Annotated in this window: 12 protein-coding genes; 1 reads left to right on the plus strand and 11 read right to left on the minus strand. The window is 48.8% G+C overall.

Features of this window, described 5'->3' with window-relative positions:
* Window positions 1-22 precede the first annotated feature (22 nt).
* From BFC18_RS19845 to BFC18_RS19895, 11 genes are all read right to left on the minus strand, one after another.
* The gene (locus tag BFC18_RS19845) at window positions 23-3,712 is read right to left on the minus strand and encodes an AAA family ATPase (protein WP_070127393.1); all 3,690 of its coding nucleotides are present in this window, start codon (window positions 3,710-3,712) and stop codon (window positions 23-25) included.
* Window positions 3,712-4,929 carry an exonuclease subunit SbcD gene (gene sbcD / locus BFC18_RS19850; protein WP_070127395.1) on the minus strand — a complete coding sequence of 406 codons (1,218 nt, stop codon included), beginning with the start codon at window positions 4,927-4,929 and terminating at the stop codon, window positions 3,712-3,714. The genes BFC18_RS19845 and sbcD overlap by 1 nt, the downstream gene beginning before the upstream one ends.
* A 129-nt stretch (window positions 4,930-5,058) precedes the next feature.
* A complete protein-coding gene (locus tag BFC18_RS19855; RefSeq protein WP_083273217.1) occupies window positions 5,059-5,772 on the minus strand; it encodes a transglutaminase-like cysteine peptidase in 714 nt (237 codons plus the stop codon).
* 75 nt (window positions 5,773-5,847) lie between these two features.
* Window positions 5,848-7,767 carry a bifunctional diguanylate cyclase/phosphodiesterase gene (locus BFC18_RS19860; RefSeq protein ID WP_070127396.1) on the minus strand — a complete coding sequence of 640 codons (1,920 nt, stop codon included), beginning with the start codon at window positions 7,765-7,767 and terminating at the stop codon, window positions 5,848-5,850.
* Complete coding sequence (locus BFC18_RS19865) at window positions 7,764-9,020, minus strand: sensor histidine kinase (protein ID WP_070127398.1); 1,257 nt, start codon at window positions 9,018-9,020, stop codon at window positions 7,764-7,766. Before BFC18_RS19865 ends, BFC18_RS19860 begins: the two co-directional genes overlap by 4 nt.
* 11 nt (window positions 9,021-9,031) lie before the next feature.
* On the minus strand, window positions 9,032-10,579 hold the full coding sequence (locus tag BFC18_RS19870) for a response regulator (RefSeq protein ID WP_070127399.1): 1,548 nt from the start codon (window positions 10,577-10,579) through the stop codon (window positions 9,032-9,034).
* Between the two features lie 3 nt (window positions 10,580-10,582).
* A complete protein-coding gene (locus BFC18_RS19875) occupies window positions 10,583-12,241 on the minus strand; it encodes a sensor histidine kinase (protein ID WP_070127401.1) in 1,659 nt (552 codons plus the stop codon).
* A gap of 26 nt (window positions 12,242-12,267) precedes the next feature.
* Entirely contained in the window at window positions 12,268-12,858 is a 591-nt protein-coding gene (locus BFC18_RS19880; protein WP_070127403.1) for a response regulator transcription factor, read from the minus strand.
* 2 nt (window positions 12,859-12,860) lie between these two features.
* Window positions 12,861-14,192, minus strand: coding sequence for an HlyD family type I secretion periplasmic adaptor subunit (locus tag BFC18_RS19885; protein ID WP_070127405.1), 1,332 nt, complete (start codon window positions 14,190-14,192; stop codon window positions 12,861-12,863).
* Entirely contained in the window at window positions 14,189-16,366 is a 2,178-nt protein-coding gene (locus tag BFC18_RS19890; RefSeq protein ID WP_245680440.1) for a type I secretion system permease/ATPase, read from the minus strand. The genes BFC18_RS19885 and BFC18_RS19890 overlap by 4 nt, the downstream gene beginning before the upstream one ends.
* Window positions 16,366-18,366 carry a TolC family outer membrane protein gene (locus tag BFC18_RS19895; protein ID WP_245680441.1) on the minus strand — a complete coding sequence of 667 codons (2,001 nt, stop codon included), beginning with the start codon at window positions 18,364-18,366 and terminating at the stop codon, window positions 16,366-16,368. Before BFC18_RS19895 ends, BFC18_RS19890 begins: the two co-directional genes overlap by 1 nt.
* A 211-nt stretch (window positions 18,367-18,577) precedes the next feature.
* Here BFC18_RS19895 and BFC18_RS21795 point away from each other — a divergent pair.
* A partial coding sequence (locus BFC18_RS21795; protein WP_170826633.1) for a retention module-containing protein occupies window positions 18,578-20,813 on the plus strand: 2,236 nt, incomplete at its 3' end.

The raw sequence follows: 20,813 nt of genomic DNA on the forward strand, positions 1-20,813 counted from the left end.
CACGCATTTAATTGCAGGCCGCTTACACCAAAGCGGCCTCTTCCATCACCTTAAATTCTGCATCAAGTTCACTTACTCCCAAACCGCTTCGCTTGTGCACCCTGATCTGCGTAGGAATACGTTCTTTCATGGCCTCTACATGGCTAATAACCCCAATCATTCTGCCTGACGCGTTCAGGTTATCCAGCGCATCAAGGGCAATATCCAGGGTTTCCGCATCCAAAGTGCCGAATCCTTCATCCAGAAACAGTGAGTCGATACTGGTTTTGTGACTCACCAAATCTGATAGCGCGAGCGCCAGCGCCAAACTCACCAGAAAACTTTCACCACCCGATAACGTTCGGGTGTCACGGGTGATATCGCCCTGCCAGGTATCTGCCACCAGCAGAGAAAGGCCGTTTACTTCTTTGCGCTGCAGGCGATAGCGACCATGTAACCGGCTTAGCTGTCGATTTGCCAGTACAATGAGATTATCCAGTGTGAGGCCTTGCGCGAATTTTCTGAATTTATCGCCTTTGGAAGAACCAATCAGCTCGTTTAGTGTAGACAACACATCAAAGGCAGCTTGCTTGGTTTCAATGTCATCAGCAATTTGTTTCAGTTTTTGCTTCTGTTCGTCGTCGGCCTGCTTGCGTGCTTGCAATTCCCCTCTGCGGGAAAGGTATGCATCACGCGTTGTTTCCGCTTCTTGCAGTACCTGTTGCACTTCCGCTAAGTCTATCGTTTGCCAATGGGCCGCTTCCTCACTGTTTTTCCAGGTGCTGTAAGCCTTAGTAGCCTCATCAGCAAACGCGCGCGTCTGTTTAAGTGCGTCCTGCAATGTTTGCTGCTGTTGTTTTAATGCTTGCAAAGCATGCTCTTCCAGTCGCGCCTGCTCAAATGCGCTATCAGAATCAAACCCTTGCTGTTCCCGACTTTGCAACCACTGCGCTTGCGCGGCTTCAAGGCGTTCTGACAAAACAGACACACTTTTTTGAAGTTGTAACGATTCGGCGTTCAGTGCTGTATACCTATCGGTGGCCGTTTGCACCGTTTTGTGTGCTTGCTCTGCCCGTTGTTGGTGTAATGCAATGGCCTGTTCAGCGTCATTGAGCGCCTCACGTGCCGGCGTATCACCCAGCAATGCTTTTCGCTGGGAAAGTGCTTCACTGTGTTGTTCAAACAATGCCTGAGCAGCGTGTTCCGCCTCGGCAATGATTTGCTGAAGCCCTTTCGCGGCAGTTTCTTGCCCAGCGAGTTCAACATTGAGGGGGCCAGACTGACGTTCAGAGTCTGCAACCTGTTGCTGTGCCGCCTCAAATCGCTGTGCTCGCGCCTGCAGATCTTTCAGCCAATCCATCAACTCCCCGTCAGGTACCGTCAACCCGGCCTCTGTTACTTGCTGATGAAGCGCCTGTACCTGTGCCTGAGACTCTGCGATTACAACAGACAAGCGTTGAGCCAGAGCTGTTTGCTCTTTTTGCCCCTGTTCAAGACGCGTCAGAGCCAATTGATGATTGTTAACCGCTTTTTCTACTTTCCGCTCACATTCATTCAGCGCAGTACTTAAAAGGGTAACCGCCTCCTTTTGTGCTACCAGGGCGTTTGCTTCAGCCCTTAACGATTCCGCTTCATTTTGCAGTGCAGTTTCATATTCACCTACGCTAGCAGCCTGCTGAAGCACCAGAGTGACCGGAAGTTGATGCTGTTGTTGATCCCACTGCGAAACAAGCTGTTGCAATTCGCCTTCGGCGTCAGCAAGCCAGCGGTCATAGCTTGATAATTCGCTATCAAGTTGCTGGCATCGCTCCTTGAGTGCGGTGCCCGTTTCTTCTGCTTGTGAAAGTTCTAGCTCAAGCGCTTGTTTTCGTTGCAGCGTTTCTGGAATATTTATCTCGCCTTCCGCTGTTATTGGATGCGATTCTGCGCCACAGAGCGGACAAGGTACACCGTGTTCCAGTTTGGCCCGGTATTCGGCAAGTTGCTCCTCCTGCCGTACCAATTGGCTCACATCTTTTAATGATTGGCTTGTCGTCTGATACGCCTTTCTTAATGCTTGTAGCTCCTGCTTTTGTATTTCCAACCGGCTTGCCAGTGCATCCCGCTGCTGCTTTTGGTTCCCCATATTCTCAGAAACCGAAAGGTAACGGCGCTGCACTTCCGCTGCTTTGCTCAAGGGCCGCCACTGGGCGTCAATCTCCTGAGCGCGTTGTTCCCCAGTAACACGTCGCTGCTCACCGCCGAGAGTTTCAAAAGCACTAACCGCAGCCTTTGCTTCGGCTTGCTTTTCTGCCTGTTCTGAACGGGCGGCTTCCACATCAACAGCCAGCTGGTTAACCTTGGCTTGCTGCGCTGCAATAGCGGCTTGTTGTGCAGACTGCTCTGCTTCAAAGGCTTGTTTTTGCTGCTCGTATTGTGCCATTAATGTTATTTGCCCTTGCCAGCCAGAAAGATGACGACTCAACACGCCATCATTTTTATGCGCATCAAGATAAGCTTGCTGCTGTTGGCGCTGAGTATTCAGCGTGGTTAGCTGCTGCCTAAGGGTGGTTAACTGATTTTCCTTTTCTTTAAGGGTTTGCTGTTGTTCTGTTACTTTGCGGCGAACGTCTTGTTGCTCCTGTTGCAGGCGACCGATTTTATCGTCCAGCGGTACAACTTGCTCGTGGACAAGTGAAATGCGCGTTTTCATGTCCTGTTGCACTGCGCTGCACGCACTGGCGGCTTGTCTGTTAGTCTCTTTCGCCGCCTCCAGCGTTTGCTCTGCTGTCGCCACCTGCTGTTTTAAATCAGCTTCATTGGTAGCGGCTTGCTCACGCTCCTGCTTCATGGTTTGCAGGCTTTTCCACTCAGGTAGTAACTTGGCTGCTTTCTCAGCCAACAAAATCCCCTGTTCTTGGGGCAGGAAATTATCGTAGTGTTGCTGCGCTTGATTCAGGTTTGCTGTAGCTTGCCGTTGCTTATCTTCGCGTTCCGTCGCCCCCAGCCACCAAGTCACACCGTTCTGCCATTGCTCAACCTTTTGACGGGCAGACGCTAACTGGGATTCCGCACCGTCAATTTCCGTTTCCAGCGCCAACCTTTCCTCGGCAGAAAGTAACGATACGTTATCCATGCCTTCCCGTAACAGGCCTAACTCAAGCTTCGCTTTAGCGTAATTCTCGTAAACCCGCATGGAAATGTCGGCGTAAATTTCAGTCCCGGTCAGTTCTTCAAGCAAGGCCGCGCGATCGCTTTCGCTGGCGTTGAGAAAAGCGGCAAAGTCGCCCTGTGACAACAACATAGATTTAGTAAAACGGGCAAAGTCCAGTCCCGTAATCGCTCTAATCTCGTCATCTTTGCTTTTAACCTGATTGGCAAGCACATCGCCACTAGCCACTTCCGCCAATTCCACTACTGCCTGCTGTAGATTGCCATCGGCTTTCCCCCGGGCACGGCGCATGCTCCAGAAAGCGCGGTAGGCTTTCCCCTTCACGGAGAATTCCACTTCTGACAGGCATTCTGCGGTTCCCCGCGTCATGATTTCATTGGAAGATTGAGTCAGGTTTCCTAATCGTGGGGTCTGGTGATAGAGCGCTAAACAAATGGCGTCCAGTAGCGTTGTTTTACCTGCACCGGTGGCGCCAGTAATCGCAAACAACCCATTATCGGTAAAGGGAGAACGGGTGAAATCAATCTTCCACTCGCCTTTAAGGGCATTGAGATTTTTAAGTCGTAGCGTAAGAATTTTCATCAGGCTTCCTGCTCCTCACCCAACGAGGCCACCACGGCAGAAAATTGTTGTCGTAGGGCTTCTTTGGTTTCGTCCGCCTCGCTGTCTAATAATTCAAGGCGTTTTTCAAACACCTCTTGTGGTGACAATTCCGATAAGTCTTTCTCATACTCGTTGCTCATACCCACAGCGTGTTGTTGCTGAACCCGACGTAATTGCAGTACCTCTACGGGCCGACCTTCAACCATGGCTTGAATACGCTGGTGTAGATCAGACAGATACCCTTGTGTGGTCACCTCAATGCATAACCAGGTAGAAGCCTCCTGGTTCTCAAACTCACTCAGTGCCTGTTCAATGTCGTCCAAACTCCCGCAGAGTACCTGCATGTCCTGAAACAATGGCACGGGTACGGATTCAACAGAAGTGGCCTGGTGGCCGTCGAAGGAAACCACCAACACCTGCTTTTGTGTACCCAGCTCATCAAAACTCAGCGGAATAGGTGAACCGCTGTAACGGATAATGTCAGATTTTGCTACCCGCTGGGGACGGTGAATATGACCCAATGCAATGTAGTCTGCCGGCGGAAAGCCACCTGCATCAAAACCATCCAGGGTACCAATATAAATTTCCCGCACACTGGAAGACGTTGACACGCCAAGGGCGGTAAGGTGCCCGGTAGCAATAACCGGAATATCGATGCCAAGTTCAGCGCGACGGGCTTCAGCCAACTGATAAACCGAAGTGTAATGGGCTTTTATTGCCTCACCAAGACTCTGCTTTTTATCTTCTCCAGACTGACCTGCCTCGCTAACCATCACATCTCTGGCGCGAATAAACGGAATCGCGCAGACAATCCCCGTCACCTCATCGTTATTATTACGGATTTCCACAACCTGCTCTGCAGGATCGGCGCACGTTGAAGCAATAACATGAGTATTCAGGCAAGAAAGCAAGCCACGGGTTTCATTGAGCACAGAAACTGAGTCGTGGTTGCCACCGAGTATGACCAATGTGCAAGCATGGGCCTGCAGAGACACCACAAATCGGCTGTAAATCTCCCGTGCATAACTAGGCGGCGCCCCAGTATCAAAAATGTCACCAGCCACAATGATGGCGTCAATGCCATGCTCGTCTACCACGTTAAGTAACCAGTCGAGAAATCGCTGATGTTCATGCTTTCGATTTTGAGTGAAAAAGCTCTGACCCAGATGCCAGTCGGAAGTGTGCAGAATTTTCATGAAACTAAACTTGGGAATAATCAAACCATTACCTTACCACATGCTTTGAAAGCGGGTAATGAATCAGTCAGTTTGATAGATGGATTTGAGGTCACCTGAGGCAAGAAATACACGGGAAGCGAAGCCGGATTATTTAACGGTAATGCCCTCTGTGCTGATTTTATTGAGCAAACCACGCCAACGAGAAAGCTTAGCTGACGCTGAACCTGATGACTTCTTTTGCCCTGGCGCCCATACACCGGTACTGTTGAAACTGAACACAGGCATCAAGTCGGTTCTTTGTCGGGCGGGTAACACTTCTGAAATAAGGCTGTCGAGGATAAGCGGCTGACTGTCTGGCGTGGCATAATAACCTAGCACCATGTGCGCTTGCGTCACCGTACTGCGGCGTCCACCTATCTTGGCTTTAACGTAAATGAGTCGAAGCTTCTCATCAGCAACGCCCAAATTAAGCAGGAAAATATACTTGGCGATGGCGTAGTCTTCACAGTCTCCTACCCGTTTAGCCAAGAATTCCGCTGGCGACGCCCAATAATCACTTTGCTTCCAAACCACGTCATCGGTTTGGTAAGTCACATTTTCACTGAAATAATGATTAACCCGCTTAAGTTGCTCGGTTTCAGGCAGAGACGCTGCATCTGAAAACAATGCACTTAGCGCAGCTCTTTGACCGCTATCAACCTTTCCGCCGTGTCTTTCAACAGCTTGCCAGAATTGGTCAAAATTTATGTTTACTAGTGCAAATGCGGTAAGGGTACAGCAAAGCGCGAGCGCAGCTGCAGTAATCCCGACTTGAAGATTAAAGATGCGAGAAAAGAAAGAAGACGCAATGCGTTTCAGCACCGGCACAGCAGCTCACCCGGGGGAACTGGCTTGCTCACCAATCGTAAAGAAAGAAAAATGTTCACTCGTGCCCGCCTACCGCTTGCTGTCCAGACGTGTGATACCATCAAACCCCATGGATATCAACACTTCCTCATCCTTCTGCGATACTACGCCATCAGCAATGACTGCCATCCCAAGCGAGTGTGCCAGGTCTGCAAGGCCATTGAGATAAACCTGGTTAGAGCGATTGTTGACAACATCGTACACGTACGCACTGTCGATTTTCAGATATTTAAGGCCAAACTCGTGAACGTCAGCCACTTTTGAGAAACTCTCCCCTACACGCTTAAGCCCGGTGTTGACGAGGAGTTTATCGGCCATGCGACAAAATTGACGGAATGCGATGGGGTGAGTAGCGGCAGTATGTTCCCGCAGTTCCAGTGATAACCGGGACAATACCTGACGTGAACCTTTTAACGTACTCTCTAGCTGAGAGAGTGATTTGTCACTGATAATCGACTCTTCATACAACAACACGGAACAGCGCTTATCGGTATTTTCTGCCAGCCAGTTCAATGCTGTTGTCAGGGTGAGTAGATCTATTTTCTCAACCTTGCCAAAGCGTCTGGCTGCTTCTGTGAGCCGGCCAAACCCTCTCACTTCGCCGTTATCATCAAAGTTGAGCAATGCTTGATAGTGCATCACACTGCCGTTGTGAGAAAACACTTTAACGGTCTGCAGGTGACAATGTTCACTGGCTTTAGCGAAATCCTGCTCCCACTGCTCTAGGCTTTCACAGTGGTAATGCCGCTCAGGCACGGGCTGCAGATTAAAACCAAAGACAATATCCTGCTCTTGCACTTCCTCCAACAGCTCGTCTACTCTGTCGAGCAGTTCATAACTGGCTTCATTTGGACTTAGATAAACGCCGGCGGTCACGCAGTGTAATGAGGCATCACCGAATTCTGGCAAATCAGAAATAGGGTTATCTTCAACAAACACCTGCGCAATGTCTTCCATCGCCCGACATTCAGAAAGCAGCACACAGATATCAGTCTCGTTTATTCGCGCAATTCTAAAATCGGTGTACAACTCGTCGTGGCGGCGATAAAACTCCGCTAATTTTTCGGCGAAAGTTTTAATAAAGTGATTGAATACGTCAGGCGCCATGGATTGCACATCGCCCTGATGTTTCATTAAGCTATGCATCAACAAGCCATTCTGACCATCTTTGTCGCGATACCTAAGTTGCGATTCAAGAATAGAAAAGAAGGCATTAATGTTGACAAGTTTCGTCACCGGATCATGCTGATCCCGCTCACGGGCGAGTTCCAGTCGGCGGTTATTTTCAACGAGATTCGCTTTAAATCGATCGGCCAACGAGTTCATCGCGTTAACCACTCTGGCAAAGTCAGCCGTCCACGGGCGGGAAATTTTTATAAATTTTCGTTCTGAGAAGCTGTTCGCCTGGTTAACTATACTGCCGAGGGGTTTCAGAATGACCCTGAGAATTAACGAACCGATAATGCCAATGGCGGCCATCAGAGCCAGAATACTGATCACGAAACTTTTGAACTTTGACCACAATGAATCCATGGCGAAAGCGGTCTGACTTTCAACATACAAGGTACCGTAGAGATCCCAGCCATCACTCACTTGCGATATGCCTGGTGCCACTTCCAGTGCGGCTAACTCCTGAAACCAATTAGGTGCCGTTGATGGCTCCCCTTCGTAGTAGATTTCATCAATAATACCGCCTTTATTATCCTCAAGACGAATTCTGGCATAGTGGCCGGAATCAAATTTTGCTGACAACATTAATCTGATTTCTGCCGGTGACTTTTCAGCCTGCGTTAATACCAGCGCAAGTGAATTGGCATCATCATTATTTTTTAAATAAAGCTGTTCTTCAGTATTCTGCTGAGTTGAGAAAAACAACACCAGAAAGCTTACCATGCTGTTAAGTGCAATGATCGCCAGTACCGCAATCCAAAGTTGTTTATTCAGCGTCACAGATTGCCACTCGCCTCATCTTCAAGTTCTACCGGCAACGTCAGAGTGAAAGAGGTTCCTTCACCCACTTCCGTTTTCATTTTCAGTTTGCCCTGCATTTTGTCTTCCGTCAGGGTTTCCACAATATGAAGACCCAACCCACTGCCTCCCTGCTCCCGCCGGGTGGTGAAATAAGGTTCAAACATCACATCTCTGAATTTGACGGGAATACCTTTTCCGTTATCAGCAACAATGATGATTGCCGACGACTCAGTGGAGGTTACCGTTAATGTAATTTGGGGTTCGGTAATGGTGCTGTCGAAAGCATGGATAGAGGCATTAAACAGCAGGTTTGTCAGTACCTGTGACAGTGCTCCTGGATAACTCTTCATCATGAAAGTTTCGTCGATATCTTCTTCCAACACGATTTCGATTTGTTTCGCTTTCAACTGCGGTTTAACACTGCTTAGCACACTTTCAATGGTATTGTGCAGAGAAAAGGTCAGCAGTCGATCCGCGCTTTGGTTAACCGCATTCGTCTTAAAGTCTCTGACTAGTTTGGCTGCGCGACCAAGATTGAACGTCAGTAAATCTGCGACCTCATTGCTTTCTTCGATAAACTCTTCGAAATATTCCTCGGTTAACGAACCGTCATTAAAGCTTTTATTGAGGTCATCCACGCTTTCTTTTAGATGTGACAACGACGTGATCGCCACGCCAAGCGGATTGTTTATCTCATGGGCTACTGATGCCACCATGCCCCCCAACGTACTCATTTTCTCTAATTCGATAGCCGCTTGCTTTTTCTCACGTAAATAATCAGATTCAATAAGTAGAGGCGTAAACTCCAGGATGACTCTCTGCAAGTTTATATCTTGTTTATCTATCGCCTTATCGCTGGTCAGCACGATAAAGCCGCCCACTTGCTCTTTATTAGCAATCATATAAACAGCAACCGACAATGCTTGCATACGGCTTTCGTTCAACCATGAAGCCATGGCCAAAGATATTTTGTCATCGTCGACCCATCCACTTTCCTGGGCATCAAGCATAGGCTCCAGAACATGTCTTTCTACATGTCGGGGCGCATCAATGCCCATACTGTCTACAGCGATGCAGCTATCGGCACTAATTGACCAGCAAGACACGTGTTGGCACTCTGCAGCAATAAAGATAGCCTGATCGAGAAAGGTAAATTGCGCTTGTACCGGGAGCTCCCTCAATAAGGTCGTTCCCATTAATTCTCCCATCGCTTCGGTGACAGATTTACTCATTCAAACACTCCTTAGTCCGGAAAGTTTTCACGAATCGACCAGAAAAAATCGATATCTTCGATCATCAGGTCTGATAGCGTAGGATCAAATTTCGCGCCTTTTTGCGCGCTGAGTTGACTAAGCACCTCATCCTTGGACATCGCCGCGCTATTATCAGTACCAGACGTCATACGGTCGAACTCTGCAGCAAGCGAAATAATGCGTGCGCTGACAGGAATGGTTTCGCCGCTGAGCTGATTGGGATACCCTTCACCATCCCATTGCTCGTGGAATGTCTGGCAGGCTTGTGCAGCCTTTTTCATCATTGGCTTATCAGACTTACTCAACAACGCTGCTCCCACATTAGGATGGTTTTTCAGCAACGCCATTTGTTCAGCAGAGAGGTTCTCTTCACTCTGTAAAACCGAATCTGGCAGAGTGATTTTGCCGATATCACATATAGGCGCGAGTCGGCGAATAGTCTCAGCATCATCAACACCTAAACCAGCACGCCGTGCCAGTTCATAACTCAGTTCTGCTGTGCGTAGACTGTGTGAGTTACTTTCACTACTGCGCTGTTCAGCCAGGTTCCCTAATAAGTGAAGAATATCGGATTGCGTACCTTTGATTTCTTCACTGATCATCAGGTTCTCGTAAACCAGTGACACATTGATGCAGTAAATTTCGAGGAATTCTTTTTGAGAGTCCGTCAACGCCCCTTTGGTTTCTATGAAGAGCAGATTCTCATATCCCTTATCCGTGCAGGTATAAAACACGTAACCGTTATCAAAGTGCTGAGATTTCTTGGTGGCTAACACTTCTTTAAAGCAAGTATCGACATCATCTGGCACTAATGGCGCGCTACTTTCTTTAATGTCGGCCAGACTGCCGGTAGCGGCAAGCACCGCCCGCTCCTTCGCACCGCTGCCTTCTTGCGGAAAGGTCGAACAATAAATGGCACTGGAATCTAACTGCAACAGGTTCATGATTTCTTTAAGCACGGCTGAGGCAAAGTCATTCAAAGAATGGGTTTGCAACATCTTGGTGGTACTTTCAATAACCTGTCTGAGTCCCTTGCGATGATTTTCAATAGTAGAAATATCACGATAAGACCGCAGCCCCGTATACATCAGGGTTTTCAGCTTCTGACTCGTAAGTTCAGTTTTTTCTTTGTAGTCGTTGATGTCATAGCGTTCGATAACTTCATGCTCAGGCGCCTGCCCCGGCTGTCCCGTTCTGAGCACCAGACGACATGCATTGTTTTGCAGATCTTTGCGAACGTAGTGCACCACATCCAGACCGGCATGATCGGTTTCCATCACCACGTCCACCAGCGCTAACGCGATATCCGTTTCGGTATCAAAAATTTCCATCGCTTCCTTGCCAGAATAGGCATGTAAAAACTGGATCTTTTTGCCATCAAAGCGGAAACGTTTAAGAGTCAGATCTGTCACCCGATGCACTTCTGTTTCATCGTCAATGATGAGCACTTTCAGTGGTGATGACGCCTTCTCTTCAACGGTTTCGTCCCCGGAAGGTGCAACGACTTCTTTCTTCTTGGCAAATAAAGGATTTCCCATCAGTTACTCCTTATCATCTAAGTCTTTAATTCGTAATGAAACCCACAAGCCACCTTCTGGCTCTTCTCCGTGATTAAGTTCACCCTGAAGCTTACTTTTCACCAGGTTGTACACCACACTTAAACCCAGCCCAGCATTTCCCCCACCACGTCGGGTGGTGAAAAATGGGTCAAAAATCTTACCGAGATCTTCTTTGGCCACCCCTTCGCCGTTATCCGCAAATTTGAGCATTACCCATTTACCGAACGTAGTAACGCGTATGGAAATAACGCAGTCCTGCTCTTTGTTAGCAAAGCCATGAATCGCAGCATTGGATGCCAATGCGTCCAGCACTTGATTAATTACCGTGGGGTAAGTGCATATTTCTGAACGACGGCCTATTTCAATGTTAATTTTCACTTTGGTAGACATGGCGTTCTGCTTATAGTGTTCTGCAAAATTTTCTACCAGTTCAGCCACATCTACGGTTTCAGGCGCAACCGAATCATCAGCGTTAATGACGTCAATTTTTTTGAAAGATGAAATAAGTTTAGATGCTCTTTTCAGGTTTCCCAGTGCCATTGCGAGCACTTCTTTACCAGACGTAATAAATTCCTCGAATCTATTCTCATCTAATTCGCCGTTATCGAAATCTTCCTTCAAATCACGAATGAGGTCGTTAACGTGAGAGCAACTGGTAATACTGATCCCAAGCGGCGTGTTAACTTCGTGAGCGATGCCAGCGACCAGTCCACCCATGGCACCAATTTTCTCTGCCTCTACGGTTTTTTGCTGGGCAAATTTAAGATCTTGCAGGGCACTTTGGCGCTCGTCGCTGAGGCGGTGCACTTTTAATGCAAAGTAGACGATGTACAACACCATCAGGCTGAAAAGAAAAGCCAGAACAGGAATTAAAATGTAGAAGCGATTGAACAAATCTTCCGGAGGATAAACCACCATTTCCCACTGTTGATTGAAAAGAGTAACTTCACCTCTGTAGGGTTCTGCCAGCGCAGACGAGTACTTAACATCCGAAAAGGCCACATTTTTTTTGTCGTCTTGCGTTTGATAAACGATAAAGTTACTGGCAATGCGATTACTGATCGAGAGCCTCGCCGCCTTGTGCACGTCTACCACCATAATCACTAACATTTTGTGATCGGGCATGGCACGGACCAACGAAACAAACTTACGTTGGGTATCATCAATGGCAAACAATTCTGTCGAATAGTCATCCATATTGCCCACCGTTCGCATATCAACGTAGGTTCGCGTTATAGAGCGCATCTGCTTGCGACTGAGAAATTCATAGCCGTCTGCCACAACCCAGTACTTGATTTCTGGTAGCGTACTTTTGGCTCCGGCGCGAATGTCGTACTCGTAGATGCCGATTCCGCTTATTGCCGGATTATGCTCCAGGATAACTTCCGCAAAATATTCAAATTCGATGCTATCGACACTGTCTGATGAATCAAAAAACTTGTTTTGTAAGTGCAGCGCGTATTCGAAATCGTTGAGATTAACGTTGAAATGATCGATAAATTCTTTCACCGGCCCATCAAAAGTGGCGACACGCTCTTGCTCTGAGAGCTTCTTATAAAGCTGAAAGCCGCCCAGAATGCAAAGTATGCTGAAAAGCGCTCCCAACCCAATGACGGTCTTATTTTGAAAAGTGTAAGTCACAATGTCCTCATACTTATTTCGGAATGCTATTGTGGAGCGCTATTAAAGCGACCAATTTTTAACAACAAGGCCACCCGGTCTTTCACCCGGTACTTTTTAAGAATAGAAGACATATGTTCTTTTACTGTCCTCACGGTGATATTTAACGTTTCAGACATTTGCTGATTCGATTCACCCTTCAGCAATAGTTGCAGAATTTCTCGTTCACGTTCGGTAAGCACCTCACCGCTATCTTCGCGTAACGTATAACCTGGGTGTTCGCTCAAGCGATGGAACATGGCAGTCACCAAACCGCCAGGTATCCATAAGCCGCCAGCGGTGATAGCCTGGCTAATGGCTTCACAATGACGGAATACCTCTGTGGCATTGCAATAGGCCCGGGCACCAAGCAATAAGCTCCCCTGCATTTCTTTGATATCAGGTTGATAACTGACCACCACAGGAGATATCTCTACTGCTACCACATCACGGACCACTTTCTGCCAGTTGGACTCGCGGGTATCGATCCAACATATCCCTCCTGAATTAATAGTCGAAAAAGAGGCATTCAGCCAAGAATCGGCGTCAGAAAGTGAGGAAATTTTCCTGAGTTCATCGCCATGAATAAAATATTTCATTTCTACCGTTCCCTTAAAGCAGAAGTTGAAGCACGAATCAGAGGGTTCAGCAGATACTGCATTACCGTACGTTTACCTGTGATGATATCGACTTGCACCATCATGCCGGGCAGAATGTCCAGTTCACCTGCATCACGTGCCGCGGTCGATAAACGCACAAGATAGAAGGTACGGTCCTGATCATCTGTTACAGTGTCGGCACTTATATGCTCCACAGAGGCATTCATGCCGCCATAAATGGCATAGTCATAGGCACTAAATTTTAAAATTGCGGGTTGCCCTAACTTGAGAAAGGCAATATCTTTCGGCGGAATTTTCGCTTCCACCAACAGCACGTCGTCAGAGGGAATAAGCTCAGCAACTGCACTTCCCGGTGTAATGACTCCTCCTACGGTGTTGACTAACAAACGCTGAACGGTGCCCGACACGGGGGCGCGTATTTCAGACTGCTTTACCACATCCTGAAGGCCGGTTTGCGACTCCTGCAAGGTTTGCAACGTTGCCACGGCTTCGTTCAACTCCTCACTCCAGCGGTTCTGCACTTTCAGTCGCGCCTCTTTCAGATTGTTTTGTTCTTCGTCGATGGTAGCTTCACTGCGGAAAATCGCTGCCCGGGTCCGCTGAATAGCCCCTTGGTTTTCTATGATCTGGCGCTCTAACCGTAATATATCTATTTCAGACACCGCCCCGGATTCAAGTAATGGACGGGTTACACTTAACTCTCGCTCAGCCAGCGTTAAGGTGTCCTGAAACTGCTTGAGCTCAGAACGAAACGACTCGACATCCTGTTCTCGCTGGGCTATCCGACTTTCAAACCGGGCCTCAGTTTCCTCAAGTTCTCTGATACTGGAATAGTAAAGCGCCGTTTCGTTGGTCACGATATCGGGTGCGGCTAGCCTCAGATCATCGGTGAAAGCCAGTGGCTCGTCACGGGTCTGAGCAGAAAGGCGCTCAACCTTGGCCGAAACCGCATTCATGCGGGAGCTGTTTTCCTGTAAAGAAGAAATATACCGGGTGGGATCAACGCGCAGTATCACGCTTCCTGCTTTTACAAACTGCCCTTCCTTAACCAGAATATCCTGCACGATGCCGCCATCGTATGATTGCAAGACTTGTAGCTGACTAGAGGGCACCACTTTGCCATCCCCCCGGGCCACTTCATCAACCGGTGCTAAGCACGCCCAAACGACAAGCACCAAGATGGTCATTACTACGCCATAAAGCAGCACTCTTGCACGCAGTGGCCGTTGTTGAATGCGTGCCCACTCGGCTTCTAACACCCAATCATTATCGGGTGGCGGCGTCAGACGTTCTCTCATCCAGGAAAAAATCATGAGTTTGCCCCTCCTTTTAACGCTGATGCCAGGCGCAGCATGATCTCGTCTCTGGGGCCATCGGCAATAATACGCCCACGATCAAGCACCACGATGCGATCAACCAAGCTGAGTAATGATTGCCTGTGTGTATTCAAAATTAAGGTTTTGCCTTTAGTTTCTCTGGCCAGAAGCTGAGTTATTTTCTGCTCGGCTGCCGCATCCATGGCGGACGTGGGCTCATCCATTAAATACATGGCGGGTCTGCGGATGAGCGCTCTCGCCAGCGCCACCGATTGGCGCTTACCGCCTGAGAGTAGGCAACCGCCCTCACCGACACTCAAATTCAAACCATCGGGATGGTGATTTACGAAATCAGTCAACCCGCAGGCACCCAGAATTTCCCAGATGAAATCTTCGTCATAGTCTTCCTGAAAAACGGTGATGTTGTCTTTCAAGCTACCGGTAAACAGATTGATGTCTTGCGGCACATAGCCAATTTGATTACGCAACGTGCTCGGCTCATATTGCTGTAAGTCGATATTATCCAAGGTGATTATTCCGCTGGTAGGCGCATAGGCGTGCAGCAGCATCTTGTGAATTGTGGTTTTACCTGAGCCGTTGTTACCCAGAATGGCTACTCGCTCACCGGATTCAATGGTTAGTGATAATCGACTGATCACGTGGGAAGCCTGGTTGGGATAAGCGAAAGACACGTTATCGAATGCGAACCTACCTTTTATGCAGGTGTGCTGAGTCCATTTACGACTACCATCAGACTCTTCCTCTTTCTCCATAAGCTCTGAAAGGGTTTCGTAGGCCACTTTGGCGTGATGATATTGGGCAAGTAGTCCTGCTGCCTGAGACAATGGTCCCATCGCCCGGGATGAAAGCAAGTAAGCTGCAATCAAACCACCTTGTGTCAGTTCACCGTCGACCATGAGAAACACGCCTACCACGAGAATAGCGACGCCCACAGACTGCTGAATCCACAGCGCGGCATTGGTAACCGATGTGCCTGCCAGGCGGAGCTTGGCGTTAATTTTTGCGAGGCTAATGGAGTAAATTTCCCAATCTCGCTGAATATGATGACCGGCATTGAAAAACTTCACGTCTTCAAACATTTTCACTGACTCGGTCACCAACCCGTTGCGTGCCGATGACGCCTCACTGGCATTGGTAGCAAGCTTGGCCATGTTTCGCTGCGCATAAAGTCCGAAGCCAAGTAAAATCAAACCGCCAACAATAATAGGCAACGCCAGAAAACCGCTTATCAGAGCAATAATGACAATAAAGAAAATGGCGAAAGGCAAATCGACCAGAGACACCAAGGTTAATGAGTTGGTAAACCCACGAATAGCCTCGAAAGATTGCAGATTGCTGACGAAAGCGCCCGTTGATTGGGGCTTAACGTTGAATGAAAACCCAAGCACTTTTTGCATTAAATTAGCGGTAAGGCTGATATCAATGCGACTTGCTGCCAACTCGACAAAGAAATGTCGCAGCATACGTAAGCTAAACTCTGCCAGCAGCACCAAGCCTGCACCTATGGCGAGTACCCAAAGGGTTTCAATAGCGGCATTGGGCACCACGCGATCGTAAACATTCATCACAAACAAGGGCATAGCCAGCGAAAGTAGGCCGATGAACACCGATGCCATTAGCACATCTCTATACAGCGGAATGGCCGTTGATACTGCGCTCCACAACCAACTGGTCTCCGTGTCGCTTTCTGCTACCGTGGGAGGACGGCCGATTTTGTTATCGGGGCGCAGAAATATCACAAATCCAGTAAATTCAGTATCGAGTTCATTAAGAGAAACTTTTTCTACGGTTTCCGATGAGTCTGGAAAAACGACCTCGGCAATCTGCTTTTCTGTATCCAGCCCAACCAACACGCAAGAACGCTGTTCCTCAAGTACCAAAATCACGGGCAGCAGGGATTTGTTTATTTCAGTTAGCGGCCTTTTTACTATTTTACAGTGCAGCCCAACACGGCTGGCAGCTCTTGGCATCACCGACGGTGAGAGTTCTTCATGCTGCATAGGCAAGCCGGCCAAAACAGCATCGGCTATCATGGTAATGCCATGAAAATCACAAATTGTTTTCAGGCAAGCCATCAGACATCCGCCACGTACGGTCGATCGGGCTGCGACTTCCTCGACAGAAAGGTGAGAAAGATTGGGTGGTGACATTAGCGCTCCATGTCCGTAGTTTCAGACAATGCAGCGTTGTTAATAAAGCGAATTTCTACTCTACGATTAGCCTGGTCGGCTGCATCCGTGTTGTTATCGATAGCTGGGCTGTCCTCGCCGAGGGCAATCACCGAGAATCGGGATTCGAGACCTTCGGTTGTGATTGCTGTTGCTAACCAGTCAGCCACATTTTGCGCCCGCTTCAGTGAGAGAGCCTGATTGTAATCTCGGTTACCTTTTAGTGAGGCGTGACCATATAACTGGATAGCATTCGATGGCGATTCATTCAGGAAATCCACAACAGGTTGTAATGCCACTTTTTGGTCTTCACTCAATGTGGCGTCATTTTCAGCGAAGAAGGCATTCACTGCGGGGCGCAGCTCTGGCTCCAGCAATGGCGTTGGTTCAGGAGCGTTGGAAGCCGAGTCCTCGACCATTTCATCGCCAAAGGGTTCTTCGACCATGGGCTCTTCTATTTCCTGATGACAGCCAAAGTCGTCTGCCGTCATATTTGCAGGCGTGTCTGGACATTCATCCCATAGGTCAGTTACCCCATCGCCGTCGCTGTCTCGTACCAGAATGTTGGTTTCCTGAGACATCACATCGGTACTTTCCGCCGGGCAAACATATTTGGGGTCGTACACTGCACCAGACAATCTGATTGCTTCGGTTACGTTAAAGTCCGAGCGCGTTACTGCCAGAAACTCAGCAAGCTTGCCGCTACCCGCCAACAATCTGAGTACCGCTTTATACTGGGTATATAAGGCTTCAGTGTAAGCCCGACCAGATTCATAGGCCTCATTTTCTGAGTCGAGCAGATCAAGCAGCGTTCGTTCGCCGATTTTGAATTGATCAAGATATGCCGTTCTTACTCGGCTTGCAGACAAGCGGTGTTCGTTCAACGCAGGTAATTGTCTGTCGAGATTGCGAATATCGTTAAATGCAATTTGCACGGTTTGCCTAACATCGCGACAGGAGCGATCTCTCAGATCAAGGGCTTGATCTTTCAGGGCGAGGGCTGACTTGATTTGGGCGCGATCAGCACCGCCGTTATAGAAGTTGTAGGAGACTTCAATGCCTACCCGGCCTTCCGTGATCGTATTGTCTAATCCCGCCTGGTCCCGTGTTTGCGTACCGTAACTTCCCACTAAATTTACCGTTGGCAAATAGCGAGACTGCGCAGAATCAATGGAGAATTGATTAGAGCGAATGTTGTACCAGGTCGCGAGGAAGCCTGGGTTGTATTGATAAGCCACCATCAGACTATCGATGACAGACGCGGGCAAGTCGGCATAGATAAGATCATCAATGCCAGCAAGTTCATCAGGGGGGCGTTTACCCGTTAGGCGCTGATAACGCGAAGCGACATCATGTAAATTAGACTGCTCCGTCATTACGTTAGATTCGGCCAAATACAACCGACCACTAATTTGCTCTAAATCGGCGCGTCTCGCTACACCGGCCTGCGCACTTTTTTCTATCTGCTTGTATACATCAACGTGTGTTCTTAAGTTGTCTTCAGCCACGCGAAGCAACTCACGATAAAGAAGTACATCGGCAAATGCAGTGGCCACTTCTAACGAGATCAGTTCCACCTGATTCAGTAATTCGAGGTATCTGACTTTTTGTGCAGATTCCAGCCGCTTAATTTCAGACGATGTGAAAAACCCATCAAAAAGCATTTGTGTGGCTGTAAGGCGGATCTCGCTATCAGAATAGCTCTGATCAAGGCCAGAATTTCGTCTTACTAAAGCGCTTCTCGCTGTTAAATCAACCGTGGGGCGATAACCCGATCGCGCAACCTTGGTATCTTGCCTTGCGCTTTGCAGATCCTGCCAGGCGGCGTTGATATCAGGGTGGGAGTCTATCGCCTCACGCACTACTTCAGAGAGTTGTACCGGTTCTGCTGAGGTAGCGCGAACACTAAGTAACCCGAAAGCTAACCACAAAAATAACCATCGAATTGGCATATGGTCTCCATGAATAAATAACTGAATCAAAACAATTCCTGGCACTAATAAAGCCTGTTATTTAAAGGTAGACACTGGAATCTGAACCCGCAAACTATCGGGGTCAGAAAAAGATTAAAAAAAATTTCTGACTTAAATCACCTATAAAACAGAACCTTAGTAAAAGCCTGTTCTCTGGTACAGGGCCGGACTTTTTGACTGACCTATCTTTGAATGCATTAACAGTCACAGGTTTTAAGTCATGCTCAATGTCACAAATGTCACTGGTGAAGTGATTATCCGTCTGCCCAATGGCGAAGAACGTCCGGTTGTTGCCGGCGATGTTATTCCTTCAGATGCTGAAATCATTGCTGAAAACGGCGGTCAGATAATGACCGAAGAGTTAGGCAGTGTTGTATTAAGTGCCGGTGTTCCACAGCGTGTTGAATCGTTCGAAAATTTCACTGCAGCCACCTCAGATGATGAATTCGTCGTCTACGATGACTCTCTTGATGATGTATTGAGTATGGTTGATGGCGGTACAGATGCTGCCTTTGATGCCGCAAGTGGCGAAGTTGACATCGACGCGCTACTTAGCGGCGATGGCGATATTCTCGACGCCTTAGAAGAAACCGCTGCCGGTCTTGGTGGTGGCGGTGGTGGCGGCGGTGCCTCATTTGTGCAATTAAGTAGAATTGCCGAAGATGTCGACCCCCTCGCCTTCGAATTTGAGCCGACAACAGGCAATGAAGCCACACTCGAAGACACTGACGCTGCCGGTAACGAAGCAGAAGCAGAGCCAACAACCCTTGAAGATGTAGTCATTAGCGGCGACTTCCCTCCCGTGGTATCAGGTCAATCGAACCTTGCACCTGACACCCCCGTGACCATCATTGTCACCGATGAAAACGGTACAGAAACGACCATTGATGTGCCAGTCGCAGAGGATGGAAGTTTCACCGTTACACTTCCAGATACACTGGAAGACGGCACCTTTGATATTGTAGTAGAAGCACCCGACCCGCAAACGGGTACAGTTACCTTTTCAGACACGTTTGTAGTGGATACTACCGCCCCAACTATCACGGTTGATCCCGTTGACGTTACCAACGATCCATTCATTGAAATAACAGGCTCAAGCGATCAACCTGCAGGCAGCGAGGTCAGTGTGACGATTGTTGACGCCGCAGGAAATACGCAAACTGTCGTAGCAGTCGTCGCTGATGATGGCAGTTTCTCCGTTGTACCCGACGCGCCTTTAGCCGAAGGGACATTCGATATTTCTGTATCGGCAACGGATGAAGCCGGTAATACAACCACGGTAGAGTCAAGTGGTGAAGCAGACTTCACACCGCCTACAGTGACTTTTGATGTGACAACGACACCGGGTGAACCTGCCGTCGTCAATGGTAATACTGACCTTGCGCCTGGTAGTACGGTAACCGTGACGGTTACAGACGCCAATGGCGATGCGTTTGATCTTGTCGCCGACGTTCAAGCTGATGGTTCTTTTACTGCAACACTGCCTGCGGACTTAGCCGAAGGTGACTATACCGTTTCTGTTGAAGCTACAGATCCTGCGGGTAATCAAACGCAAACTTCCGGTGAGTTCACCGTAGAAGCTGGTGCACCAGTTGCAGAAGAAACCACAGAGCCAACTCCACCGCCAGCAGCTGAAGAAGAAACGACAACGCCGCCCGAAGAAGAGGCTGGCACAACCGAGCCTGCGCCAGAGGAAGAAGCAACGCCGGGTACAGAAGAGCCTGCACCAGGAGAAGAAGCAACACCGGGGACAGAAGAGCCTGCGCCAGGGGAAGAAGCAGCAACGCCAGGTACAGAAGAGCCTGCGCCAGATACTGAGGCACCAGACGGAACCACGGAAGCTGAAAACTCACCAACACTGACAATTGATCCTGCTACGCCAGGCAATGACGCCACACCAACCGTTTCAGGTTCCACAGACTTACCAGCTGGTGAAACGGTATCGATTACTGTAACTGACGCCAACGGCGACGCCCAAACCTTCACGGCTACCGTACAGCCTGACGGCTCATTTAGCGCCGATGTACCTGCGGACTTAGCCGACGGTGCGTACACGGTTGACGTCACTGCCACCGATACTGCGGGTAACACAACAACGGCAACAGAAGCTGGCGGTGAAGTTGATACTGCCGCACCAACAGTCACCGTTGACCCACAAAATACAGGCAATGACGCCACACCAACAGTATCGGGTACCACAGATTTGCCTGCTGGCGAAACGGTATCGATCACGGTAACGGACGCCAATGGCGACGCCCAAACATTCACCGCAACCGTACAGCCTGACGGCTCATTTAGCGCCGATGTACCTGCGGACTTAGCCGACGGTGCGTACACGGTAGATGTGACTGCCACCGATGCTGCGGGTAATACAACGACAGCAACAGAAGCTGGCGGTGAAGTTGATACTTCCGCACCAACAGTCACCGTTGATCCACAAAATACAGGCAATGACG

It is taken from the genome of Alteromonas confluentis (assembly GCF_001757105.1).
GTDB lineage: Bacteria > Pseudomonadota > Gammaproteobacteria > Enterobacterales > Alteromonadaceae > Alteromonas > Alteromonas confluentis.